This window comes from Bifidobacterium callitrichos DSM 23973 (genome assembly GCF_000741175.1).
Taxonomy (GTDB): Bacteria; Actinomycetota; Actinomycetes; order Actinomycetales; family Bifidobacteriaceae; genus Bifidobacterium; species Bifidobacterium callitrichos.
In genome coordinates this window covers 60,538-85,422 of record NZ_JGYS01000003.1, presented here as the reverse complement: position 1 = coordinate 85,422, position 24,885 = coordinate 60,538, and the positions used below count along the sequence as shown (strand labels likewise).

Sequence of the window (24,885 nt, the reverse complement as noted above, 5' to 3'; positions counted from 1 at the left end):
GGCTCCCCTGACAAGGGGAGCCGGGGGAACCGGCGGCGGGGCTGACTAGTTCTTGTGCAGCTTCTCGTTCAGTTCGATGCCGGTCTTGCGGTAACGCGCCTCGATGCGGCCCGACACCGAGTTGCGGATGAACAGGATGTTGTCCTTGCCGGACAGGTCCGCGCCCTTGACGACCTCGAGCGGCTCGCCCGTGGCGGCCTTGGCCTTGTCCCAGATCGTGACCTTCGTGCCGGCGGTGATGTACAGGCCCGCCTCGACGACGCAGTTGTCGCCCAGCGAGATGCCGATGCCCGCGTTCGCGCCGAGCAGCGAATGCTCGCCGATGGAGTTGCGCAGCTTGCCGCCGCCGGAGAGCGTGCCCATGATCGAGGCACCGCCGCCGATGTCGGAGCCGTTGCCGACGACCACGCCCTGCGAGACGCGGCCCTCGACCATCGAGACGCCGAGCGTGCCGGCGTTGAAGTTCACGAAGCCGGCGTGCATGACCGTCGTGCCCTCGGACAGGTGGGCGCCGAGACGGACGCGATCGGCGTCGCCGATGCGCACGCCGGTGGGGACGACGTAGTCGATCATGCGCGGGAACTTGTCCACGCCGAACACGTTCACCGTGGCTGCCGGCGCCACGGCGGGCAGGCCGGCGTTCGCGGCGAACGACTGCGCGGCGGCGGTGGCGGCGGCTTCGACGTCGGCCTTGCGCAGCGAGAAGTCGGGGACGGCGAACGGTCCGTAGTTGGTCCACACCACGTTGGCGAGCTGTGCGAAGATGCCGTCCAGATTGAGGGTGTTCGGCTTGGCCAGACGCATGCTCAGCAGGTGCAGCTTCAGATACGCGTCCTCGGCGTTGGCGATCGGCTCGTCGAGGGAGGTCACGGTGAAGACCGGCACTCGACGAACGCCTCGGGCGTCGGGCTCGTCATGCACGAGCACGCCGAAATCATGATTCGGCCGATCGGCCTCGGCCGGGGCGGCCCCCACAGCGAGAGTCGGATACCACACGTCAAGGGTGTTGCCCGCCGCGTCGATGCTGGCCAGACCCCAGCCGTAGGCGGTGCGTTCTTCTGCCATTGTTGCTCCTTTACTGTTCAGCGGAATCGCCATGTGCTCCCACATTACCGCTTCCGCCGTCGGCGCACAGACGCGAGTCCAATGACCAAGCGGTACGGTACAATCCGTCCACGTGAGTGACTTTCAGCAGGATGAACGCGATGGGCGTGAGCGCCGCCGCCGCACGATGGTGCGCGCGGTGTGCATCGTCATCGCCGCGTGCATGCTGCTGTCCTTGGTGATCCCCGCCATCTACGCGGGACTTTGACGTATGGTCACGCGCATCCCCGCGTGACGTTCCGTCCCGTGCGGCCGGCCCTCGGCGGTGTCCGGACAGGCGAGACGGAACGACGGACCGACCGGCGACGATGCGCGCGGCCCACACCATCGGACGATCATCAGGCAATCATCAGGAAATTCCATCAAGGCAATTCATAGGTAAGACACGTAAGGTACAGAAACGATGGCAGAATTCGACTATTCGCAGGCGATCGCCGATGTGCGATCCAAATACGATTCCATCGCCAAGGCGCTGGACGTCGACCGTATCAAGGCGGACATCAAGGAACTCGAGCAGCAGGCGGCCGCGCCGGGCCTGTGGGACGATCCGGAGAACGCGCAGAAGGTGACGAGCCGTCTGTCCGCCGCCGAATCGCAGCTCAAGAAGCTCCAGTCCGCGGGTTCGCGCATCGACGACGTGGAGACGCTCGTCGAGCTCGGCCGCGAGGAGGAGGATCAGGACTCCCTCGACGACGCGCAGAGCGAGCTCAAGTCCATCGCCGAGGATCTCGACGCGATGGAGATCCAGACGCTGCTCGACGGCGAATACGACGAGCGCTCCGCGGTCGTCACGATCCGTTCCGGCGCCGGCGGCGTCGATGCGGCCGACTTCGCGCAGATGCTGCTGCGCATGTACCTGCGCTACTGCGAGCGCATGGGCTTCAAGGCCAAGGTCATGGACACCTCCTATGCGGAGGAGGCGGGCATCAAGTCCGCCACCTTCCAAGTGGATGCGCCCTACGCCTACGGTCGTCTGTCGGTCGAGGGCGGCACGCACCGTCTGGTGCGCATCTCCCCGTTCGACAATCAGGGCCGCCGTCAGACGAGCTTCGCCGCCGTCGAGGTGGTGCCGCTCGTCGAGGCCACCGATCACATCGACATTCCGGACACCGATATCCGCGTCGACACGTACTGCTCCTCCGGCCCCGGCGGTCAGGGCGTGAACACGACCTACTCGGCCGTGCGCATCACCCACCTTCCCACCGGCCTCGTCGTGACGATGCAGGACGAACGCTCCCAGATCCAGAACCGCGCCGCCGCCATGGCCGTGCTGCAGTCCCGACTGCTCGTGCTGCGCCATGAGGAGGAGGCCAAGAAGAAGAAGGAGCTCGCCGGCGACATCAAGGCCAGCTGGGGCGATCAGATGCGTTCCTACGTGCTGCACCCGTACCAGATGGTCAAGGATCTGCGCACCGGCTATGAGACGTCGCAGACCCAGGCGGTGTTCGACGGCGATCTCGACGGTTTCATCCAGGCCGGCATCCGCTGGCGTCACGAGGAGCGTCGTGCCGCCAAGGAAGAAGCCGGAGAGTAATACGTAGATATACGTACATAAGGTACGGTAGGGGGATCATGGCACTCATCTCGCTCAGGCATGTCAGCAAGGTCTATCCGAAGGGCACCAGACCGGCGTTGCATGACATCACCCTTGACATCGACCGCGGGGACTTCGTGTTCCTTGTGGGGGCTTCGGGTTCCGGCAAGACCACGTTGCTGAGTCTGCTGCTGCGCGAGGAGGAGGCCACGGATGGCGAGATCCGCGTCGCGGGCAATGACCTGCGGCGCATCTCGAACCGTCAGGTCCCGCAGTACCGGCGCACGATCGGCTTCGTGTTCCAGGACTACAAGCTGCTCAACAACAAGACCGTCTGGCAGAACGTCGCGTTCGCCCTCGAGGTGATCGGCACGCGTCGTTCGGCCATCAAGTCGCTGGTGCCGAAGGTGCTGGAGACCGTGGGATTGACCGGCAAGGAGCGCAGCTATCCGCATGAGCTGTCCGGCGGCGAGCAGCAGCGTGTGGCGATCGCCCGCGCCTATGTGAACCATCCCCAGATCCTGCTCGCCGACGAGCCCACCGGCAATCTCGATCCGACCACGTCGCTCGGCATCATGGAGGTGTTGGACGCGATCAACCGCACCGGTACCACGGTCGTCATGGCCACGCACAACGAGGAGATCGTCAATTCGATGCGCAAGCGCGTCGTCGAACTGCACAGCGGCTCCATCGTGCGTGACGAGGAGCACGGCTCCTATGATTCCGCCATGTACTTCCCCGATGCCGAGGTCACGTCCAAGGCGCATCAGGCCCTGGGATCCGGCGCCGGCTCCACAGTCATGACGTCGGGGGCTGGCGACTCCGATCTTCGGTTCCGCCCCCAGAACGGAGTCGAGGCGGAGGTCACGCAGGCCATCGCCATCGAGGCCGGAACGATCGCCTCCGGTGCGATGAACGGTGACGAGGGTATCGCGCGTCTCGCCCAATCCGTGCATTCCGGGCGCACCGGACGCTACGGCGAGGCATTCGCGCCCCTTGAGACCACATTGACTTGGGGCAAGGGACTGAAACTTGACGAGGTGGAGCGTCTCGCCAGAAGCGGCGAGTCCTCCGCCACCGATGAGTCCGTTGATGAATCCGTTGATGAGTCCGCAACTCCTGAAAACGGCTTGCTGGCGCCGCCGGCGCCACCGACGCCGCCGAGTATCGCCTCCGCCACACAGGATGCCCGCCAAACGGATGCCGATGATGCGCAAACGACCGTTTCCACTGCGCAAGTGGGGGAGACGGCCGTTGAGGAGCACGCCGAAACCCCCGAAAACGGTGAAAGCGATGCCGACTCCGAGACAACCGGCGGAGATGCAGCGAGCGAGCAGAACGAGAACGAGGAGGAACAGCAGTGAGGGCGCGATTCATCCTGTCGGAAACGTGGACGAGCCTCAGGCGCAACGTGCCGATGATCATCTCGGTGATGCTCGTCACGTTCATCTCCTTCGTGTTCATCGGCGCATCCGCCCTGATGCAGGCGCAGGTTACCCGGGCGAAGGGCGAATGGTACAACAAGATCGAGGTCGTCGTCTGGCTGTGCCCTGACGGTACCAGCCAGGCCGCCACCTGTGCCGCCGGCAAGGCGCCGACCAAGCAGGAGATCGTCCAGCTCGAGGAATTCATCCAGGATGAGCTGACCGACAACGTCTCCAAGATCACCTACGTGAGCCGCGAGGACTTCTATAAGAACACGTTCCTCAAGCAGTATCCGAACGGCGAGTATCAGGGACGCACCCTGACCGCCGCCGACATGCAGGACTCGCTGCAGCTGAAGCTCAAGGATCCCACCAAGTACAAGATGGTCTCCGAGGTACTGTCCGGCAAGACAGGTGTGGAGGACGTCGTCGACCAGAAGCAGATCTTCGATCCCGTCTTCGCCGTGCTCAACCGCGCCACCGCCGTCACCGTCGCGCTCGCCGTGGTGATGGTCGTCGTCGCGATCCTCCTGACCGGCACCACGATCCGCATGTCCGCGGCCTCGCGCAAGAACGAGACCGAGATCATGCGACTTGTCGGCGCATCGAACTGGACGATCCGACTGCCGTTCATCCTCGAGGGAGTGGTCGCCTCGCTCATCGGTTCGCTGCTCGCGTGCGGCACCCTCGCCGGCATCGTGCAGGTGTTCATCACCGACGGTCTGTCCGGGTCCGTCAGCTGGATGCCGTTCGTCACGCAGTCCACGGTGTGGATGATAGCCCCGGCTCTGGTGGCAGGTGCCGTGCTGCTGTCGATCATCGCCTCCGCGGTCTCGCTGCGTCGTTATCTCAAGGCGTGATCGACGGGCGGTTCCGCTCCCAGCCGAAGCGTGCGACTCGCGCGCCCAGCAATCTTCGTTACAATGACCACCAGCGTGTATGACGCGTGTATGTGAAGGAAGGACGATCAGGTGATGAATCGCTCGAAACGATACTGGAACGCAGGATTCGGTCTCATGGTGTCGGTGGCGATGATGGCCATCTGCGGTCTGGCGACGATCGTCCCCGCACCGCCGCAGGCCGAGGCGGTGTCCGTGTCCGAATACCAGCAGAAAGTCGCCAACCGCAACAATCTCAAGGCGAAGCTCGCCGGTGTGGACAAGGCGCTGGCCGATAAGATCATCGAATTGGACAATCTGGCCAACGTGCAGATCCCGGCCGCGCAGAAGGCCACCGAGGCGGCGCAGCAGAAGGCCGAGCAGGCCAAGGGCCTGGCCGACGCCACGGCCGAGCGTCTCAAGGCGGCGCAGCAGGACAAGGCCGACCTCGAGAAGAAGATCGAGCAGACCGGCATCGAGTACGACGACGCGAAGGAATCCGTCGCCGCGATGGCGCGCGGCAGCTTCCACGGTTCGGACGTGTCCACGATGATGGAGGTCGTCACGGACGCCAAGTCCACCGATGACTTCGTCTCGCAGATGCAGTCCGACGCCGCGGCCGCGCGATCCGCCGCGAACGCCGCGAACTCGGCGGCGACCACGCTCAACACCTCGATGAACCGCAAGCAGCGTCTCGCCGCCATCGAGAAGCAGATCACGCAGCTCAAGAACCAGGCCGACCAGCAGGCCGCCAGCGCGCAGAAGGCCGCCGAGGACGCCAGCGCCAAGGAGGCGTCGCTGGAGAAGCTGCAGGACGAAAGCGCCGCGCAGCGCGCCGAGCTCGAAGCCCAGAAGAGCAACCTGAAGACCCAGGAGGCCAAGGAGGCCGCCGACATCCTGCTCATCGAGGCCGAGCTGGCCAGCTACAAGCCGTCAAGCGGATCGACCAACTACACGCCGGGCAGTACCTCGCAGCAGAACACGCCTTCGGGCGGTTCGTCCTCCGGCAACGGCGGCGGTACCTCCGGCAATTCCGGCAATTCCGGCAACTCTGGCAATTCGGGTAACTCCGGTACCTCCGGCAACACAGGCAACTCCGGCACGACCAGCAAGCCCTCGACCCCGTCCGGCGGTTCCTCCGGAGCCAACGGCATGAACTACGCCGTGCCCGGCAACTGCCCCGAGGGATCCTCGTACTGCTACGGCCACAACACCGGCAACACCGTGGGCGGCTCCGCCTACCCGGCGCGCCAGTGCACGTTGTGGGCGTACATCCGCCGCTCACAGCTCAACCTCCCCGTCGGCTCGTACATGGGCAACGGCGCCGAGTGGGGCACCAAGGGTCGTGCGCTCGGCTACTACGTGAACAACACGCCGCACTACGGCGCCGCGATGGTCTTCCGCGCCGGCCAGAAGGTCTCCACCTGGTACGCCAACCGCCTGTACGGCCATGTCGCCATCGTCGAACGCGTCAACTCCGACGGCTCCCTGCTGATCTCCGAAGGCGGCACCGGCTTCGCGTCCTTCCCGAACTGGGAGACCGTCTGGCCGAACGGCAACGAGTTCGTCCACTACTGATTGACTGATTGAAAGGAAATCGCCTCCATGGCGAAGGAACAGGGAACGAAGCTCATCGTCCAGAACAAGAAGGCGCGTCACGACTACGCCATCGAGGACAAGTACGAGGCGGGTCTCGTACTGACCGGCACCGAGGTCAAGTCACTGCGCGAGGGACGCGCATCCCTCGCCGAGTCGTTCATCTCGATCGACCGCCGCAACGAGATCTGGCTCGAGAACGCCAACATCCCCGAATACCTGAACGGCACGTGGAACAACCACGCCCCCAAGCGCAAGCGCAAGCTGCTGCTGCACGAGCGGGAGATCCTCAAGCTCGCCCGGCAGTCCGAAGCCAAGGGCTACACGATCATCCCCCTGAGTCTCTATTTCAAGGACGGCCGGGTCAAGGCCGAAATCGCCCTGGCCCGAGGCAAGCGCGAATTCGACAAGCGTCAGACCCTGCGTGAGGAGCAGGACAAGCGCGAGGCCCTGCGAGCCATGCGCTACGCCAACAAGCGCTCAGTTCGCTAGCCGAGGGTATCTCGTCGACGCCACGTCCTCGTTTCATTGGTCCAATTGGATTTGTTTGTTCCGGAGGGAGGAATCGCGATATACGGTACCCGACCGTAGGCTTGGCCGAACGGCCTTGAGTGTGTCGGGGACCGTATATCGCGATTCCTCCCGGAGTCAAGCGTCTCACGTAATGAACTGTATCCGTGAGATTTACGCTTTCGTAGCATGGGAAACCTACTCTCGCGAATCAGTCGGGAAACGTACCCGCCCGATCGACATTTCTGAGAGAGGAAATCCAATGTCCGTAAGCATGGGAATCAAGGGACTCAAGTCCGTAACCGCCGCCGTCCTGTCCGCCGCGATGCTGTTCGCGGCCGCCGCATGCGGCACCACCGATTCATCCGACACCGCCTCGTCATCCGGTGACGCATCCGGTTCGTCCTCCAGCTCCAGCACGAAGGGCTTCGACACGAGCTCGATCAAGAAGGACGACGAGATCGCGGCGCTCCTGCCCGAATCCGTCACCAAGGACGGTACGCTCGTCGTCGGCACTGACACCTCGTACGCTCCGGCCGAGTTCCTGGCCGAGGACGGCAAGACCCCGGTCGGCTTCGACGTCGACCTGTTCAAGGCGCTGGCCGCGATCTTCGGCCTCAAGGAGGAGACGGTCACCTCCACGTTCGATTCGATCATCCCGTCGGTCGGATCCAAGTACGATGTCGGCATCTCCTCGTTCACCGTGACCAAGGAGCGTCTCGAGGCGGTCGACTTCGTCACCTACTTCAAGGCCGGCTCCACGTTCGTCGTGCAGAAGGGCAACCCGAACAAGGTCGACTCCTCCGACCTGTGCGGCAAGAAGGTCGCCGTGCAGACCGGCACCACGCAGGAGGAGGAAGTCAACAAGGACAACGAGCAGTGCAAGGCCGACGGCAAGAGCGAGATCGAGATCCAGTCCTCGAAGCTGCAGACCGATGTGACCACCGCCGTCGCGTCCGGCAAGGCCGACGTGTTCTATGCCGACTCCCCGGTCGCGGGCTACGCGATCACGCAGACCGGCGACACGCTTGAGGCGCTGGGCGAGGACGTCGGCGTGACGCCGGAGGCCGTGGCCATCAAGAAGGGTGATTCTCAGACCGCCGAGGCCGTGCAGAAGGCCATCCAGAAGCTGATGGATGACGGCACGTACAAGAAGATCCTCGACACGTGGGGCGTCTCCTCCGGCGCGATCGACAAGCCGGAGATCAACCCGACCGTTGAATGACGGACGAATCGTCGATAACGCGGAGGTAACACGCATGTGTATACAGTGGCGTGTATATTCATTGCATTCACTGCGTGATCACGTGACCGTGTGATCGCACGGTCATCCGATTGCGCGTCGTGCATTGCGGCGCGCAACCGTCGTTCGGAAGAAGAAAGAAGATTCATCCCATGGCATTCAAGGGACTCAAGACCATCACGGCCGCCACGCTGGGTGTGGCGATGCTGATCTCCGTCGCCGCCTGCGGTACCACCGACGAGACGACGGGTTCGTCGTCTGACTCCGGCTCGTCCGACAGCGCCACCATCTCCAGCTACGACGTCAGCGACGTCAAGAAGGACGATGCGATCGCCTCGCTGCTGCCGGAATCCGTCACCAAGGACGGCAAGCTGACGATCGGCACCAATCCGTCGTACGCTCCGGCCGAGTTCCTCGACACCGACGGCAAGACGCAGATCGGCTACGACATGGATCTCGCCCGCGCGATGGGCAACATCTTCGGCCTCGAGACCGAGATCGTCTCCTCGAACTTCGACACGATCATCCCGGCCGTCGGCTCCAAGTACGATCTCGGCATCGCGGCGTTCACCATCACGCCGGAGCGTATGGATTCGGTCGACTTCGTCTCCTACTTCACCTCCGGCATGGCCTACGCGGTCAAGAAGGGCAACCCCGAGAAGATCGACGAGAACGACCTGTGCGGCAAGAAGGTCGCCGTCGAGACCGGCACCGTCGAGGAGGAGGCCATCGCCGAAACCGCCAAGCAGTGCAAGGCCGACGGCAAGAAGGACATCGAGGTGCAGTCCTCCAAGCAGCAGACCGACGCCACCACCGCGGTCGTGACCGGCAAGGCCGACGTCTTCTTCGCCGATTCCCCGGTGGTCGGCTATGCGATCGCCCAGACCGGCGGCGAGCTCGAGCAGCTCGGCAAGGACTTCGACTCCGTGCCGAACGCCGTGGCCATCAAGAAGGGTGATTCCAAGACCGTCGAGGCCGTGCAGAAGGCGATGCAGAAGCTGATGGACGACGGCACGTACGGCAAGATCCTCAAGCACTGGGGCGTCGAGTCCGGCGGTCTCGATAAGGCCGAGGTCAACCCGAACGTCGAGGGCTGAGCCGGCAGAGCGTAATCACGTAAAAATCACCGGTCCCGGGGCGGAAAGCAGCAATGCAATGCCCCCGGGACCTCAATCATCGCAACACAAGGAACCGAGAGGAAGCCGATACATGGCGAAGAAGGAAACCGACGGCGAGGGACTGGACATCCCCAACCGCATCAAGGCGCTGCCGGTCAAGCGCACCGGCCCGATCGTGGCCGGCGTCATCGTGGCGCTGCTGGCTGCGATGCTCATTCAGGGGCTTGTCACCAATCCGCGCCTCGACTGGCCCACCGTATGGAAGTACCTGTTCAACGAGAACGTGCTCGAGGGCATCGCCTACACGCTGATCCTCACCGCGATCTCGATGATCGTGGCGATCATCCTGTCGGTGATCCTCGCGATCATGCGCAAGTCGATCAACCCGGTGCTCAGGGGCGTCAGCTGGTTCTTCATCTGGTTCTTCCGCGGCACCCCTGTGTACACGCAGCTCGTGTTCTGGGGCCTGTTCGCCGTGCTCATCCCGAAGCTGAGTCTCGGCATCCCGTTCACCTCGGTCGAGTTCTGGAGCATCGACTCGGAGACCGTCATCACCGCGTTCAACGCCGCGTGGATCGGACTGGCCTTGAACGAGGCCGCGTACCTGTCCGAGATCGTGCGCGCCGGTCTCGAGGCCGTCGACCCCGGCCAGACCGAGGCCGCCAAGGCGCTCGGCATGAAGCGCTCGCTCATCATGCGCCGCATCATCCTGCCGCAGGCCATGCGCATCATCATCCCGCCGACCGGCAACGAGACGATCGGCATGCTCAAGACCACGTCGCTGGTTCTCGCCGTGCCGTTCACGCTGGAACTCCAGTTCGCGACCAACGCGATCGCGAACCGCATCTACAAGCCGATCCCGCTGCTCATCGTGGCCTGCATATGGTATCTGCTGATCACATCCATCCTCATGGTCATTCAGTCGCGTCTCGAGAAGCATTTCGGCAAGGGCTTCGACGCGCGTCCGATCGGCTCGCGCGGCAAGCAGCCGCCACTGCCGGGCAAGACCGAGGGCGAGCCGAAGGACAAGGTCGACAAGCTCAACGACGCCACGTTCAGCGGATTGACGGCTTGAAGCGAGGGGAGACGAACATCATGACTGAAACCGCAACCACCGCCGCTCCGGCAACCGCCGCCCACGTCCCGGCCGTCAAGGCCGTCGGCGTGCACAAGGCGTTCGGCTCGCTCCACGTGCTCAAGGGCATCGACCTGACCGTCGAACCCGGCACCGTGACCGTGATCCTCGGACCCTCCGGTTCCGGCAAGTCCACGTTCCTGCGGCTCATCAACCAGCTCGAGACCTTGACGGGCGGCTCGATCGAGGTCGACGGCGAGCTCATCGGCTACAAGCACGTCACCAAGAACGGTCAGGACATGCTCCAGACCCTGAACGAGAAGGAGATCGCCGCGCAGCGCTCCAAGCTCGGCATGGTCTTCCAGCGTTTCAACCTGTTCCCGCACATGACCGCGATCGAGAACGTCATGGAGGCCCCGGTCCACGTCAAGGGCATGAAGAAGGCCGAGGCGCGCGAGCTGGCCGTCGCCGAGCTCAACCGCGTCGGCCTCGGCGAGCGCCTCGACTATTATCCGGCCGAGCTTTCCGGCGGACAGCAGCAGCGCGTCGCCATCGCCCGAGCGCTTGCGATGAAGCCGGAGATCATGCTCTTCGACGAGCCGACCTCCGCGCTCGACCCCGAGCTTGTCGGTGAGGTCCTGAACGTGATGCTCTCGCTCGCCAAGGAGGGCATGACGATGATCGTCGTCACGCACGAGATCGGATTCGCCCGCGAGGTCGCCGATCAGGTCGTCTTCATGGACGGCGGCGTCGTGGTCGAACACGGCACGTCCGATATCATCGACCATCCCACCGAGCCGCGCTTCAAGGACTTCCTGCAGCACGTGCTGTGATTGTGGTGTCGGTCGATGTGCGCGATGCGCGCAGACCATGTGCCAAAAGCGTATCCGTAACCCGCGCCACGAGGGCGTGTAGTAGTCTGGGAAGCCATGTGTGGAATCGTTGGATATGCAGGACAGATTGATACCGCGTGCGGCAAGCCTCTGGAGGTGTGTCTTCAGGGCCTGAAGCGACTCGAATACCGCGGCTATGATTCGGCCGGCGTGGCGCTGACCGCGCCCGGCATGGATCATGTCGAGGTGCGCAAGAAGGCAGGACGCCTCGCGAACCTCATCGAGGACATCGAACGCAAGCCGATGCCGCTGGCCACGGTCGGCATCGGCCACACGCGATGGGCCACCAACGGTGTGCCGAGCGACGTCAACGCCCACCCGCACACCAGCCAGGACGGCAAGGTCGCGATCATCCACAACGGCATCATCGAGAACGCCTCCCAGCTGCGCCTCGACCTGCAGGCGGAGGGCTATCACTTCACGTCCGCCACGGACACCGAGGTCGCCGCCAAGCTGCTCGGCAAGATCGTCGACACCATCATCCACGAGGAGGGCAGGCCCGACCTGTTCAAGGCGATGCGGCGTCTGGCCCGCATGCTCAAGGGCGCGTTCACGATCCTCGCCACCGACTGCCGCCAGCCGGATATCGTCGTCGGTGCGCGCCACGATTCGCCGCTCGTCGTCGGCCTTGGCGACGGCGAGAACTTCCTCGGCTCCGATGTCGCCGCATTCGTCGCATACACGAAGCGTGCGATGGAGATCGACCAGGATCAGGCCGTGTGCGTCTCCGCCGACAAGGTGATCGTCACCGATTTCGACGGTAACGTCGTCGAGAACCCGAAGACCTACACCGTCGACTGGGACGCCTCCGCGGCCGAGAAGGGCGGCTGGGACTCGTTCATGGACAAGGAGATCCACGAGGATCCCGCCGCCGTGCAGCGCACGCTGCTTGGTCGTTTCGACAAGAACGGCGATGTCGCCCTCGATGAGGTGCGCATCGACGAGCATGATTTCAAGGTGATCGACAAGATCATCGTCATCGCCTGCGGAACCGCCGCCTACGCGGGCATGGTCGCCAAGTACGCGATCGAGCACTGGGTGCGCATCCCCGTCGAGGTTGAGCTGGCGCACGAATTCCGCTACCGCGATCCGATCCTCACGCCGCGTACGCTCGTCGTCGCGATCTCGCAGTCCGGCGAGACGATGGACACGCTGATGGCCCTGCGCCACGCGCGCGAACAGGGATCCAAGGTGCTTGCGATCTGCAACACGCAGGGCGCCTCCATCCCGCGCGAATCCGACGCGGTGCTCTACACGCACGCCGGCCCCGAGGTCGCCGTCGCCTCGACCAAGGCGTTCGTCGCGCAGATCACCGCCGCCTACCTGCTCGGCCTGTATCTGGCGCAGGTCAAGGGCGCCATGTTCCGCGACGAGATCCGTCACATCCTCGACTCGCTCAAGGACATGCCACGCAAGATCCAGTGGGTGCTCGACACACAGACCAAGACCATCCACAAGGCCGCCGAACGCATGCTGAACGCGCAGTCGTTCCTCTTCCTCGGCCGTCACGTCGGCTACCCGGTCGCGCTCGAAGGCGCTCTGAAGCTCAAGGAGATCGCCTACACGTTCACCGAGGGCTTCGCCGCCGGCGAGCTCAAGCACGGACCGATCGCCCTGGTCGACGAGGGCGAGCCGGTCGTGTTCATCGTGCCTCCGGAACGCGGACGTGACGTCCTGCACGCCAAGGTGCTCTCCGGCATCGAGGAGGTCAAGGCGCGTGGTGCGTTCATCATCGCCGTCGCCGAAAAGGGTGACAAGGACGTCGAACGGTACGCGGACGTCGTCTTCTGGCGTCCGGCGTGCCCGACGCTGATGAGCCCGCTCGTCGACGTGGTCCCGCTGCAGCTGTTCGCGATGGACATGGCCAAACTCAAGGGCTACGACGTCGACAAGCCACGCAACCTCGCCAAGTCCGTCACCGTAGAGTAGTGCGTCCGTCCCCTACGTATAGTGCACAACGAAACGGAGGGGACGGCCGGGATCCGCGGTATCTGACCGTAAGGACTTGGCCAGAGCGGCCCGGAGCGTGTCGGGTATCGCGGATCCCGGCCGTCCCCGGTCACCGCTGGAATTGCTACGGAAAGTGACACTATGCGCCACCGATTTGTAAAACAGGAGCCGGATATTCCGTTCGAGTTGCCGGTGGTGTATGAGGATGCGGGGATCATCGTCGTCGACAAGCCTCATTTTCTGGCGACGACCCCGCGCGGCATGTGGTATCGCCAGACGGCGCTGATGCGCCTGCGTGAGATGTACGGGGACGATGCGATCACGCCGGCGCACCGGCTCGACCGGCTTACGGCCGGCATCGTCGTGTTCGTGCGCGATCCGGCGCTGCGAGGGGCGTATCAGATGCTGTTTCAGGAGCGCCGCACCTCCAAGACGTACGAGTGTCTGGCGCCGTGCGCACCGATCGTGAGACCCCGATACGGCACGATCGAACGACTGGAGACGCCGCGCGTATTCCCGCTGCGGCGACGGTCGCGCATCGTCAAGCGGCGCGGCGTGCTGCAGGCGTACGAGGAGCCGGGCGAGGTCAACGCCGAAACGGTGATTGAGCTCGGAGCCGGTGGAATGGCGATCGATGGGACACCGACTTGGGGGAGCGGCGTGCGTGCCTACACGCTGCATCCGAGCACCGGCAAGACGCATCAGCTGCGCGTGCATATGAACTCGCTCGGCCTGCCGATTCGCGGCGACGACTTCTATCCACGCGTCGAACAGCGCGCATACGACGATTTCTCGCAAACGCTCGAATTGGTCGCGCGGCGTCTGTCGTTCATTGATCCGGTCAGCGGCGAGCCGCGCGAGTTCATCTCCCGCGTGCCGCTCGGCTGAACCTCCGACCGTTCCTCGCCTACTCGTTCAAGTCGCGCACCGAACCGCGTTCGACGAACTCCGCGGGGATGACGGTCTTGGTACCGACCGGCACCTTCTCGCCCTCGCATTGGCGGCGGATCATCGAGAAGGCGGTGGCGCCGATCTCATTGAACTTCATGCGCATCGTCGTCAGATCAAGACGCGGAACCATGTTGACGAGCGAATCGTCGACGCCGACCACGCTCATGTCCTCCGGCACCCGTTTGCCCGCGGCCTTGAGCCCTTGGATCGCGCCGTATGCCATCTGATCGTTCGCCGCGTAGATGGCGGTGCAATCCGGATTGTGTGCGAGGGCCATGCCGGCCTGATATCCGGAGTCCGCATCCCAATTGCCGATGTACATGTCCGGTACGGGGGCGCCTAGCTGCTCCAACGCCTCGCGCCATCCGCGCGCGCGGCTTTCCGCGGCTCGTGATGACGCGGGGCCTGCGATGTGATATACGGTGCGATGTCCCTTGCTCATCAGGTAGTCGACAATGGCGGTCGAACAGCCGTACTGGTCGGCGTCGACGGTGGGGCAGTGGTCGGCCGCGCCCTCGGTGACGAGCACGACCGGCAGATCCTTCGGCGGCTGGTATCCGGCGAAGCCGGCGATGCGCTGCTCGAGCAGGACGATGACGCCGTCGACCGGTTGCTGCTTCATGCGGTCGACCGCCGCGCTCAACGTGCGCTCGCCGCTGGTGGGGATGAGTTGGACCGTGATCGAATAATGGTCGGCGATCGCGGCGTTGAGGATGCCGTTGAGGATGCGTGAATTGCCGAAGGTGGTCATGTTGAACAGGACGACGCCGATATTGCGGAAGCTGCCGTGCTTCAACGCGCGGGCGGCGTAGTTGGGGCGATAACCGAGGCGTTCCATCGCGGCTTCGACGCGCTGGCGCGTGTCGGGTCGCACGGCGTCGCTGCCGTTGGCCACGCGGGACACCGTCTGTGGTGAGACGCCGGCTTCCTTGGCGACGTCCTGCATCGATACCTGAATGCTGCGTGGCATGTCCCTCACTCCTCGTTGTCGTCGTCGCGCCGGGAACGGGCTTGTTCCATTGCCTGTTCCGTGCCGCAACTATTCATAGTATTACGCCCTTGTGCGAGATTCGTCCGCGTGTGTGTGGGGGGGGGGCTCGCCGAGGCATCCGCGCCGCTGACGGATGCTGGCCGGTGGATCGTTCCCACTGTCTTCGCTAACATGCACAACACACAACGATGTTTTCGTGACCATTATAGGCGTCCGGGACGGTATTGCCGGCAAAAATGCGGAAAACTCCGAAGTGGACATGATTGGAAATGATGTTATGATGGTAACGCAAACATTTAAGAGGGATGGATACGGTGATGAGGCACTCGGTGATCGAGTGGCTGATCCGCCCATCAAAGCCTTCGAAGGAGAGGGGCTGGCAATGACAGCAGCGCAAGTTGCGGCTTCGGCGACTGGCGGGTCGTCCGTGGCGCGGGAGAATAGGCATAAGCCGGATTGGCGTGGTTGGAAGTTCATGGCGCCGTTTGCGGTGGTGTTCGTGTTCGTGTTCATCATTCCGATCGTGTACGCGATCTATATCAGTTTCTTCAAGAAGCAGATGATTGGTGGCACGAAGTTCGTTGGTGTGGAGAACTACCTGCGTCTGTTCGGTGACGCGCAGTTCTGGAGCAGTGTGGGTCGTGTGGCCCTGTTCACGTGTGTGCAGGTGCCGATCATGTTGTTCCTGTCGGCGTTGATGGCGTTGGCGTTGGATTCGATGAAGTTGCATGGTACGAAGTTCTTCCGTATTTCGACGTTCCTGCCGTACGCGGTGCCGGCCGTGGTGTCCACGTTGATCTGGGGTTTCGTGTATGGCGCGAAGTACGGTCTGGTGGGGTCGCTGAACGATGTGCTGGGCACGAATCTGGACATGTTCGCGCCGTCGGTGTTGCTGGCGTCGATCGGTAACATCGTGACGTGGGAGTTCACGGGTTACAACATGCTGATCTTCTACAGCTCGCTGTCGACGATCCCGCACAGCCTGTATGAGGCGGCGTCGATTGATGGCGCGAGCGAGTGGCAGATCGTGAAGAGCATCAAGCTGCCGGAGTTGAAGGGCAGTCTGGCGATCACGGTGATCTTCAGCATTATTGGTTCGTTCCAGTTGTTCAATGAGCCTTCGATTTTGCAGAATATGGTGCCGGGTAATGCGATCACGACGTATTACACGCCGAACATGTATGCGTACAACCTGAGCTTCAGTGGTAACCAGAGCAATTATGCGGCGGCGTTGGCGATCACGATGGCGGTGATCACGATGGCGATCGCGTATGCGGTGCAGTTGAACAGCATGAAGGAGCAGATGAAGTGATGCGTGTCATGGTTTCGATGGTGATGGTGTCCGTGGTGTTGGTGAAGGAGCGTGCGTGATGAGTGCGGTGTCGACTGCCCCGGGTCGTGTGAGCGCGGCCGATCTCAAGGCCCAGGAGAAGGCCGCCAGGCAGGCGGAGCGCGAGCGTCAGAGGCGCGTCGCGAGGGATGAGGCCGCCGAAAGGAAGCGTGCGCAGAAGAGCGGTTTCGCGAACGTGAACAACCCGCGGCGCAGCGTGTGGATGACGGTGGTGTGCGCGATCTTCGCGGTGTACTGCCTGTTCCCGTTCGTGTACCTGCTGATCAACGCGACGAAGACCCAGGCGGACTTCACGTCGACGTTCGGTCTTGGTTTCGGCAAGAGCTTTGCGTTGTGGGACAACATCGTGACGGTGTTCACGTATCAGGACGGGATCTTCGGCCGCTGGCTGGTCAACACGCTCCTGTACGTGGTGGTGGGCGCGGGCGGCGCGACCCTGCTGGCGATCATGGGCGGGTACGCCCTCGCCAAGTTCCGGTTCCCGGGCAGGAAGGCGGTGTTCGCGGTCATCATCGGCAGTATTTCGGTGCCGGGTATCGCGTTGGCGGTCCCGCAGTTCCTCCTGTTCGCGAAATTGGGGTTGACGAACACGCCGTGGGCCATGATCATCCCGAGCCTGATCAGCCCGTTCGGACTCTACCTGATGTGGATCTTCTCGGATCAGGCGGTGCCGACCGAACTGCTCGAGGCGGCTCGTGTGGATGGTGCGTCGGAGTTCCGTACGTTCTGGCAGATCAGTCTGCCGTTGTTGGCGCCGGGTATCGTGACGACGTCGTTGTTCACGATCGTGGCGACGTGGAACAACTACTTCCTGCCGTTGATCATGTTGAAGGACGCGGACTGGTATCCGTTGACGATCGGTCTGAACCAGTGGAAGGACCAGGCCTCGACCGCCGGTGGTCAGGCGATCCAGAACCTGGTGATCACGGGCTCGCTGATCACGATCATCCCCCTGGTGATCGCGTTCCTCGCTTTGCAGAAGTACTGGCAGTCCGGCCTCGCCGCCGGCGCCGTCAAGGAATAACCGGCATGGAGCCATTCACACTGCTGAACATCGTTCAGGAACCGCCTGATCGGCAGCATTGACGGGGGTGAGCGACGGCGATCCGACGGTCGCCGCCGCTCACCCCCGAAATGCATCGGTATACGCAACAATGATCAATCACACGGCAAAGGAAACACCAATGAGCGAACATCGCGCATTCAACTGGCCGCAGCCTCTTGCGGGGGAGAAGCCCCGTATCTGGTACGGCGGCGACTACAATCCCGACCAATGGCCTGAAGAGGTCTGGGACGAGGACATCGAACTCATGAAGCAGGCCGGAGTCAACCTCGTCTCCGTCGCCATCTTCTCCTGGGCGAAGCTCGAACCCGAGGAAGGCGTCTACGACTTCGACTGGCTCGACCGCGTCATCGACAAGCTTGGCAAGGCTGGCATCGCCGTCGACCTCGCCTCCGGCACCGCCTCGCCGCCGATGTGGATGACGCAGGCGCACCCGGAGATCCTCTGGGTCGACTATCGCGGCGACGTCTGCCAGCCCGGTGCACGTCAGCACTGGCGAGCCACCAGCCCGGTCTTCCTCGACTACGCGCTGCGCCTGTGCCGCAAGATGGCCGAACACTACAAGGACAACCCGTATGTCGTCGCATGGCATGTGAGCAACGAATACGGCTGCCACAACCGCTTCGACTACTCCGAGGACGCCGAGCGCGCCTTCCAGAAGTGGTGCGAGAAGCGCTACGGCACCATCGAGGCCGTCAACGAGGCCTGGGGCACCGCCTTCTGGGCGCAGCACGTGAACAACTTCTCCGAGATCATTCCGCCGCGCTTCATCGGCGACGGCAACTTCATGAACCCGGGCAAGCTACTCGACTGGAAGCGTTTCAGCTCCGACGCGCTGCTCGACTTCTACCGCGCCGAACGCGACGCACTGCTCGAGATCGCGCCGAAGCCGCAGACCACGAACTTCATGATCTCCGCCGGCGGCACCGGACTCGACTACGACAAGTGGGGCTACGACGTTGACTTCGTGTCCAACGACCACTACTTCACCCCCGGTGAGGCCCACCTCGACGAGCTCGCGTACGCCGCGTCCCTGACCGACGGCATCGCTCGCAAGAATCCGTGGTTCCTCATGGAGCACTCCACGTCGGCCGTCAACTGGCGTCCGATCAACTACCGTGATGAGCCGGGCGAACTGGTGCGCGACTCCCTCGCCCATCTCGCCATGGGCGCCGACGCGATCTGCTACTTCCAGTGGCGTCAGTCCAAGGCCGGCGCCGAGAAGTGGCATTCCGCGATGGTGCCCCACGCGGGTGCCGACTCGCAGGTGTTCCGCGACGTGTGCGAACTTGGCGCTGACCTGAACAGGCTCGCCGACGAGGGACTGCTCGGTACCAAGCTGCTCAAGAGCAAGGTCGCCGTCGTCTTCGATTATGAATCGCAGTGGGCCACCGAGCACACCGCTACTCCGAGCCAGAACGTCCGTCACTGGACCGAGCCGCTCGACTGGTTCCGCGCCCTTGCCGATACCGGCGTGACCGCCGATGTCGTGCCGGTGCGTGGCGACTGGGACTCCTACGAGGTGGCCGTGCTGCCCGCCCTGTACATCCTGTCCGAGGACACCTCGCGTCGCGTGCGTGAGTACGTCGCCAACGGCGGCAAGCTCATCGTCACCTACTACACGGGCCTGTCCGACGAGCGCGACCACGTCTGGCTCGGCGGATACCCCGGCTCGATCCGCGACGTCGTCGGCGTGCGCGTCGAGGAACATGCACCGATGGGCACTGACTTCCCGGGTACGATGGATCACCTTGATCTCTCCAACGGGGCGGTGGCGCACGATATCGCCGACGTGATCACCTCCGTGGCCGAGAGCGGACGTGTGCTTGAGACCTTCAAGGCCGATAAGTGGACCGGTTTCGACGGCGCGCCCGCCATCACCGTCAACGAGTACGGCGACGGCAAGACAGTGTACGTCGGCGCCAAGCTTGGTCGTGAGGGGCTGGCCGTGAGCCTGCCGGAGATCCTCTCCGAGCTTGAGGTCGCGACGCCCGCCGGCGACGACCGTGGCGAGGTACTGCGTATCGAACGCGCCGATGCCACCGATGAGAACCACTTCGTGTTCCTGTTCAACCGCACGCGCGATGTGGCGGTCGTCGACGTCGAGGGCGAGCCGCTGGTCGCGTCTCTTGCCCAGGTCAACGACAGTGAGCACACCGCCGCCATCCAGCCCAACGGCGTCCTCGTCGTCAAGCTGTGACGCTGATCGCGCCGGTATGATGCCGGGTCGCCGGCGCGGGGCCGCCCATCGATGGTGCGGTCGCTGGCGTCGGCAAGCAATGGGGTCGTCTCCCGATTTCGGTCGGGGGCGACCCCATTGTGTTCTCGTGTGTTCTCGTGTGTGTTCGGGTTCTCGGGTTCTCGGGTTCTCGGGGACTTGCCGCTCGAGAGGGGCGGGCGCCCAGTCGTCGGGGGAATCCCATGACGCGATCTGGGGCCACATGACGCGGTGAAATTCACATGACGCGGTGAGGCGGTTTTCTGTATTGGCGGAAATCCGCCGTTTTGTGTCACCACTTCATGGGGTAAACACAGCTCCATGTGGATTTCACCGCGCGATGGGTGTCGTGACCGCTTCATGGCTGCGCGATGGGGGCGATGTGGATGGGGAAGATGGGGAATGGATGCGACGGGGATGAATGGATGCGACGGGGATGAATGGACGCGGAGGGGATGAATGGACGCGGAGGGGATGGGGAATGGACGTGACCATAGGGCATGAAAAAGGGTGGCGCATCACGAGGATGCGCCACCCGGTGTTATTGCAGCCAGACCCGCGGGAAGGAGCCTCGCGGGGAGGAAGATGGCCACGAAGATATGAAAGGGGATTCGCGGGAAATGCGTACCGGGAGCGGAGTGTGCGTGCCGGTCGCGCTCGCGAATCCCCTGAGATCGGTTACTTGACCGTGTAGCCCTGGCCTTCGGCGTAGGACTTCAGATCCTTCTGCCAAGCGGCGATGCCGTCGGCCAGCTTGCCCTTGCCGGTGTAGGCGTCGCCGACGAAGTCGCCGAACTTACCGCGGGCGTAGACCTCGATCGGCAGGAACTGGTAGCCGGTGGACACGTTCGCGGCGGCCTTGGCCAGCTCCTCGTTGAACTTCTGACCGCCGAAGTACTCGTGGGCCTTGCCGTCGGAGTCGGTCAGGGCGGTCATGCCGAGGAAGTCGGAGGACTTGAGGGTATCGTTGTCGGCCGGGAAGGCGCCGCCGTCGACGCGGGTCTTGATGCCCTCGGCGTTGTGGCAGGCGTATTCCATGAACTTGTAGGCCGCGGCTACCTTGTCCTTGTCGTCGGACTTGATGACGGCGAGCGAGGAGCCGCCGTTCTCGGAGTTGGTCTCGGAGCCGTCGGCGGTCGGCATCTGGGCGATGCGCCACTTGCCCTCGCCGTTCGGGGCGCCGGAGAGCAGGTTGTACGGCATCCACGCGCCGGTGAGCAGGGAGGCGATGGAGCCGTCGTCGAGACCCTTGTTCCAGTCGTCGGTCCAGCCGACGGTCTTGGTGTCGATGAGACCCTCGTCGATCATCTTCTGCCAGAAGTCGGTGAACTCCTTGACCTTGGAGTCGCCGGTCAGGTCGATGGAGACGGTCTTGCCGTCCTTGGAGGTGGAGAACGGCTTCGCGCCGGCCAGCCAGGTCATCGAATCGAAGAAGCCCGCGTCGCCGGAATCGGAGGTGATGTAGGAGCCGGCGGCCTTGATCTTCTTGGCGGCCTCGTAGAACTGATCCCAGGTCTTCACCTGAGTCGCGTCGACGCCGGCCTTGTCGAAGACCTCCTTGTTGTAGAACCACGCCATCGGGCCGGAATCCATCGGCAGGGCGTAGACGCCGTCGTTGATGTTGACGGACGCCCAGGTGCCGGGCGTGTAGAAGTCGGAGAAGTCGGATGCGCCGTAGTCGGACAGGTTCTCGAGGTAGCCGCGGATCACGTATTCGGGCAGCGCGTAGTACTCGATCTGCGCGATGTCCGGAGCGCCGGAGCCGCCTTCGATGGCGTTGGAGAGCGCGTTGTACTCGTCCTTGTTGGTGCCGGCGTTGGTAACCTTCACCTTGATGTTCGGGTTGGCCTTCTCGAAGCCCTCGACCGTACGCGGCAGCGTGGAATCCCAGGACCAGACCGTCAGTTCGATCTTCTTGTCGGAGCTGGATCCGGTGCTGCTCGAACCGGTGTTGGAGCTGCCTCCGCAGGCGGCAACGCTGACGAGCATCGCGGCGGCGCCGGCGAGGGCCACCGTCTTCTTCATGGCTGTGAACTTCATCGTCCTTGTATCCTTCCTTATTGAAGAACGATTGGACTTGGTCTTCCAAGTCTTGTATCGTTTCAAGTACTACCATAGCACATAGCATATGGTTACGCAAACACGGGTTGTGAAGACCCGTGGGGAAGGACTTATCATGGGCGATACCACCATCGGATCGCTGCGGCGGGTCGCGGACGTACCGGAGCGTCTGTTCGGCTCGTTCGTCGAGCATCTTGGCCGCTGCGTGTACGGCGGCATCTACGAACCTGGTCATCCGAGCGCCGACGAGGACGGATTCCGCGAGGACGTGCTCGACCTCGTACGGGAGCTCGGCGTCACCTGCGTGCGCTACCCGGGCGGCAACTTCGTGTCCAACTACAACTGGGAGGACGGCACCGGCCCGCGCGAGCAACGTCCGGTCAGGCGCGACCTCGCATGGCACCAGACCGAGACCAACGAGATCGGCATCGACGACTTCCATCGCTGGAGCCTCAAGGCCGGCACCGAGATCATGCTCGCCGTCAACATGGGCACACGCGGGCTCAAGGCCGCGCTCGACGAGCTCGAATACGTCAACGGCGCGCCGGGCACCGAACTCGCGGACCGACGCGTGGCCAACGGCATCCCCGAGCCGATGGATGTGAGGATGTGGTGCATCGGCAACGAGATGGACGGCCCCTGGCAGGTCGGCCACATGACCCCGGACGAGTACGCGGACGCGGTGGAGAAGACCGCGCATGCGATGAAGCTCGCCGAATCGGGGCTGGAACTGGTGGCATGCGGCTCGTCCAGCGCGCACATGCCCACGTTCGGCACATGGGAGAGGACCGTGCTCACCCGCGCCTACCAGTATCTCGACTTCGTGTCCGCGCACGCCTACTACTTCGATCACGGTCACAAGACCCGATCGCGGGAGCAGATGCAGGAGTTCCTCGCAGCTGCCGAGGACATGACGACGTTCATCGATACGGTCGCCGCCTGCGCCGACGAGGCGCGCGAGGCGAACCACGGCGACCGCGACATCGCCCTGAGCTTCGATGAGTGGGGCGTGTGGTATTCGGACGCGTGGAACGAGCAGGAGGCGGCGTGGAAGGCGGCCGCCGGCGAGGGGCTGCATCACGAGCCGTGGCCGAAGGCGCCGCATCTGCTGGAGGACGTGTACTCGGCCGCCGATGCGGTGGTGGAGGGGTCGCTGATGATCACGCTACTCAAGCATTGCGATCGCGTGCGTTCCGCCTCCCGCGCCCAGCTGGTCAACGTCATCGCGCCGATCATGGCCGAACCGAACGGCCCCGCATGGCGTCAGACCACGTTCTACCCGTTCGCCGAGGCCGCGCATCATGCGAAGGGCGACGCCTATGCGCCGCAGATCGACTCGCCGCTCATCCATACGGAAGCCTACGGCGATGTGAAGGCGGTCGACGCGGTCGTCACCTGGAATCGTGAGTCCCGTGAGGGACTGGTGCTGATCGTGAACCGCGACGCCTCGCACGCGCATGACGTGTCGATCGACCTGAGCTCGCTGCCGGGTGTTGCCGGGGAATCTTCCGCGGCTAAGGCTGAGGGCGAGATCGGCGGCGCTTGCGTGAAGGTGACGCATGCCGAGATCCTGCACGATGACGACATCTACCGCACCAACACCGCCGCCGAGCCGGATGCGGTCACGCCGCAGCCGCTCGATATGACGGCGAACGGTACCGTGATCGACGTCGACCTGCCGCAGGTCTCCTGGGTCGCGATCCGTTTCACGGCGTGACGCCCTGCGGTGAGGATTCGCGGCAGACCAGCCGGCATGGCGCTTCGATCCGCTTCGCCGGCGCGCGCCTGCCGTCCCTGATCTGGGCGATGGTCGACTCGACGGCGAGCCGTGCGATATCGGTGCGTCCCGGGTCGACCGTCGTCAGTGACGGTGCCATGTATCGCGATTCGTCGATGTTGTCGAATCCGACCACGCGCACGGCTCCCGGCACGTCGACGCCGCGCTCGCGCAGGCATCGCAGCGCGCCCCATGCGAGCGTGTCGTTGAGCGCGAACACCGCATCGAAATCGAGACCGTCATCCAGCATCCTGCCGACCGCCTCGAATCCGTCGATGCTGTCCCATCCGTCGGTTTCGATGAGCAGTCGCGGGTCGCAGTTCATGCCATGGTCCGCGAGTGCCGCGCAGTGGCCGCGCGTGCGCAGGTCGCCGGACGAGGACTGCGTCGGCGGGTCTGTGCAAGGGCTGGTCGAGGAGATCGAGGCGGAGAGGCTTCCGATCGGTGTCGATGAATGGGATGAACTTGTCGAGTGCGTCGTGGCATCCGGTGGTGTCGGTGCCGTGACGTCCGATGTCGGACCATCTACGTCTGAGTTCGATTCGTTTGCGGGTGGTACGGCTCCGATGACGGCGATGCGCCGGCATCCGTCTTCGATGAGGTGGGTCGTGGCCATATACGCCCCTTCGCGGTTGCGGATGAGCACATGCGGCGCATCCACGCCGAACAGACGCTCGCCCAGCATGACCAGCGGGTAGGTGCCGTTGAGCAGGGGAATGTCGTCGCGGGTCATCATCAGGGGGCTGAGGATGAGTCCGTCCGCGGGGTGCGTGCCCATGGATGCAATGCTGGCGAGTTCGTTCTCGCGGTGGTTGGACGTTGATTCGACGATGACGCCGTAGCCGTGCGTGCGCGCCTCGGTGAGAATGTCCTCGGCGAGATCGGCGAAATATACCTGACGCAGATCGGGGATGACGAGCTTGAGCAGTCTGGTGCGACCGGACCTGAGATTGCGCGCGGATGAGTTGATCTGATAGCCAAGGTCGGCGATGGCGGTCTCGATGCGCGTGCGCATCGCATCGCTCATATACGGGCGCTTGTTGAGGTAGTTGGACACCGAGGCGACCGACACCCCGGCCTTGCGGGCCACGTCGGCCATCGTGATGGTCGTTCTGCCGTTCCTGTGGCTGCTGACTGACATGGCTTCC

At 63.7% G+C, this 24,885-nt stretch carries 20 protein-coding genes; 16 read left to right on the top strand and 4 right to left on the bottom strand.

Annotation, left to right across the window (positions count from 1 at the left end):
- Window positions 1-45 precede the first annotated feature (45 nt).
- Window positions 46-1,065 carry a 2,3,4,5-tetrahydropyridine-2,6-dicarboxylate N-succinyltransferase gene (gene dapD / locus BCAL_RS02230; protein WP_043164947.1) on the bottom strand — a complete coding sequence of 340 codons (1,020 nt, stop codon included), beginning with the start codon at window positions 1,063-1,065 and terminating at the stop codon, window positions 46-48.
- A gap of 112 nt (window positions 1,066-1,177) precedes the next feature.
- Between dapD and BCAL_RS13900 the strand changes: the two genes are divergently transcribed.
- The 12 genes from BCAL_RS13900 to BCAL_RS02175 all read left to right on the top strand — a co-directional run bounded on the left by BCAL_RS13900 (window position 1,178) and on the right by BCAL_RS02175 (window position 14,213).
- Complete coding sequence (locus tag BCAL_RS13900; protein ID WP_258175577.1) at window positions 1,178-1,312, top strand: hypothetical protein; 135 nt, start codon at window positions 1,178-1,180, stop codon at window positions 1,310-1,312.
- Between the two features lie 195 nt (window positions 1,313-1,507).
- Window positions 1,508-2,638, top strand: coding sequence for a peptide chain release factor 2 (gene prfB, locus BCAL_RS02225; protein ID WP_043164948.1), 1,131 nt, complete (start codon window positions 1,508-1,510; stop codon window positions 2,636-2,638).
- A gap of 38 nt (window positions 2,639-2,676) precedes the next feature.
- Entirely contained in the window at window positions 2,677-4,002 is a 1,326-nt protein-coding gene (gene ftsE, locus BCAL_RS02220; protein WP_081887194.1) for a cell division ATP-binding protein FtsE, read from the top strand.
- Entirely contained in the window at window positions 3,999-4,922 is a 924-nt protein-coding gene (gene ftsX, locus BCAL_RS02215; protein ID WP_043164950.1) for a permease-like cell division protein FtsX, read from the top strand. The genes ftsE and ftsX overlap by 4 nt, the downstream gene beginning before the upstream one ends.
- A gap of 114 nt (window positions 4,923-5,036) precedes the next feature.
- Window positions 5,037-6,518: a CHAP domain-containing protein gene (locus BCAL_RS02210; RefSeq protein ID WP_152600312.1), complete on the top strand. Its 1,482-nt coding sequence runs from the start codon at window positions 5,037-5,039 to the stop codon at window positions 6,516-6,518.
- 27 nt (window positions 6,519-6,545) lie between these two features.
- Window positions 6,546-7,028, top strand: a complete 483-nt coding sequence (gene smpB / locus BCAL_RS02205; RefSeq protein ID WP_043164954.1) for an SsrA-binding protein SmpB — start codon at window positions 6,546-6,548, stop codon at window positions 7,026-7,028.
- A gap of 280 nt (window positions 7,029-7,308) precedes the next feature.
- Complete coding sequence (locus BCAL_RS02200; protein WP_043164955.1) at window positions 7,309-8,271, top strand: ABC transporter substrate-binding protein; 963 nt, start codon at window positions 7,309-7,311, stop codon at window positions 8,269-8,271.
- Between the two features lie 170 nt (window positions 8,272-8,441).
- Window positions 8,442-9,386 carry an ABC transporter substrate-binding protein gene (locus BCAL_RS02195; RefSeq protein ID WP_043164957.1) on the top strand — a complete coding sequence of 315 codons (945 nt, stop codon included), beginning with the start codon at window positions 8,442-8,444 and terminating at the stop codon, window positions 9,384-9,386.
- Between the two features lie 112 nt (window positions 9,387-9,498).
- Entirely contained in the window at window positions 9,499-10,482 is a 984-nt protein-coding gene (locus BCAL_RS02190) for an amino acid ABC transporter permease (RefSeq protein WP_043164959.1), read from the top strand.
- Between the two features lie 20 nt (window positions 10,483-10,502).
- Window positions 10,503-11,315, top strand: coding sequence for an amino acid ABC transporter ATP-binding protein (locus BCAL_RS02185; protein WP_043164961.1), 813 nt, complete (start codon window positions 10,503-10,505; stop codon window positions 11,313-11,315).
- A gap of 96 nt (window positions 11,316-11,411) precedes the next feature.
- Window positions 11,412-13,304 (top strand): glutamine--fructose-6-phosphate transaminase (isomerizing), encoded by a 1,893-nt coding sequence (glmS, locus tag BCAL_RS02180; protein ID WP_043164962.1) that lies wholly within the window; start codon window positions 11,412-11,414, stop codon window positions 13,302-13,304.
- Window positions 13,305-13,466: 162 nt separating this feature from the next.
- Window positions 13,467-14,213, top strand: a complete 747-nt coding sequence (locus BCAL_RS02175) for a pseudouridine synthase (protein WP_043164964.1) — start codon at window positions 13,467-13,469, stop codon at window positions 14,211-14,213.
- 19 nt (window positions 14,214-14,232) lie between these two features.
- Here BCAL_RS02175 and BCAL_RS02170 read toward each other — a convergent pair whose 3' ends face one another.
- Window positions 14,233-15,222, bottom strand: coding sequence for a LacI family DNA-binding transcriptional regulator (locus BCAL_RS02170; RefSeq protein ID WP_081887214.1), 990 nt, complete (start codon window positions 15,220-15,222; stop codon window positions 14,233-14,235).
- 427 nt (window positions 15,223-15,649) lie between these two features.
- Here BCAL_RS02170 and BCAL_RS02165 point away from each other — a divergent pair, with 427 nt between their 5' ends.
- From BCAL_RS02165 to BCAL_RS02155, 3 genes are all read left to right on the top strand, one after another.
- Window positions 15,650-16,579 carry a carbohydrate ABC transporter permease gene (locus BCAL_RS02165; RefSeq protein WP_043165033.1) on the top strand — a complete coding sequence of 310 codons (930 nt, stop codon included), beginning with the start codon at window positions 15,650-15,652 and terminating at the stop codon, window positions 16,577-16,579.
- A 58-nt stretch (window positions 16,580-16,637) separates the two neighbouring features.
- The gene (locus BCAL_RS02160; protein ID WP_043259989.1) at window positions 16,638-17,642 is read left to right on the top strand and encodes a carbohydrate ABC transporter permease; all 1,005 of its coding nucleotides are present in this window, start codon (window positions 16,638-16,640) and stop codon (window positions 17,640-17,642) included.
- A gap of 160 nt (window positions 17,643-17,802) precedes the next feature.
- Window positions 17,803-19,881 (top strand): beta-galactosidase, encoded by a 2,079-nt coding sequence (locus BCAL_RS02155; protein ID WP_043166807.1) that lies wholly within the window; start codon window positions 17,803-17,805, stop codon window positions 19,879-19,881.
- A gap of 696 nt (window positions 19,882-20,577) precedes the next feature.
- Here BCAL_RS02155 and BCAL_RS02150 read toward each other — a convergent pair.
- Complete coding sequence (locus tag BCAL_RS02150; protein ID WP_043166809.1) at window positions 20,578-21,939, bottom strand: ABC transporter substrate-binding protein; 1,362 nt, start codon at window positions 21,937-21,939, stop codon at window positions 20,578-20,580.
- Between the two features lie 136 nt (window positions 21,940-22,075).
- Between BCAL_RS02150 and BCAL_RS02145 the strand changes: the two genes are divergently transcribed.
- Entirely contained in the window at window positions 22,076-23,677 is a 1,602-nt protein-coding gene (locus BCAL_RS02145) for an alpha-N-arabinofuranosidase (protein WP_043166811.1), read from the top strand.
- Here BCAL_RS02145 and BCAL_RS13650 read toward each other — a convergent pair.
- Window positions 23,667-24,836 (bottom strand): LacI family DNA-binding transcriptional regulator, encoded by a 1,170-nt coding sequence (locus BCAL_RS13650; RefSeq protein ID WP_238549602.1) that lies wholly within the window; start codon window positions 24,834-24,836, stop codon window positions 23,667-23,669. The two genes, BCAL_RS02145 and BCAL_RS13650, sit on opposite strands and share 11 nt — an antisense overlap.
- Window positions 24,837-24,885 lie beyond the last annotated feature (49 nt).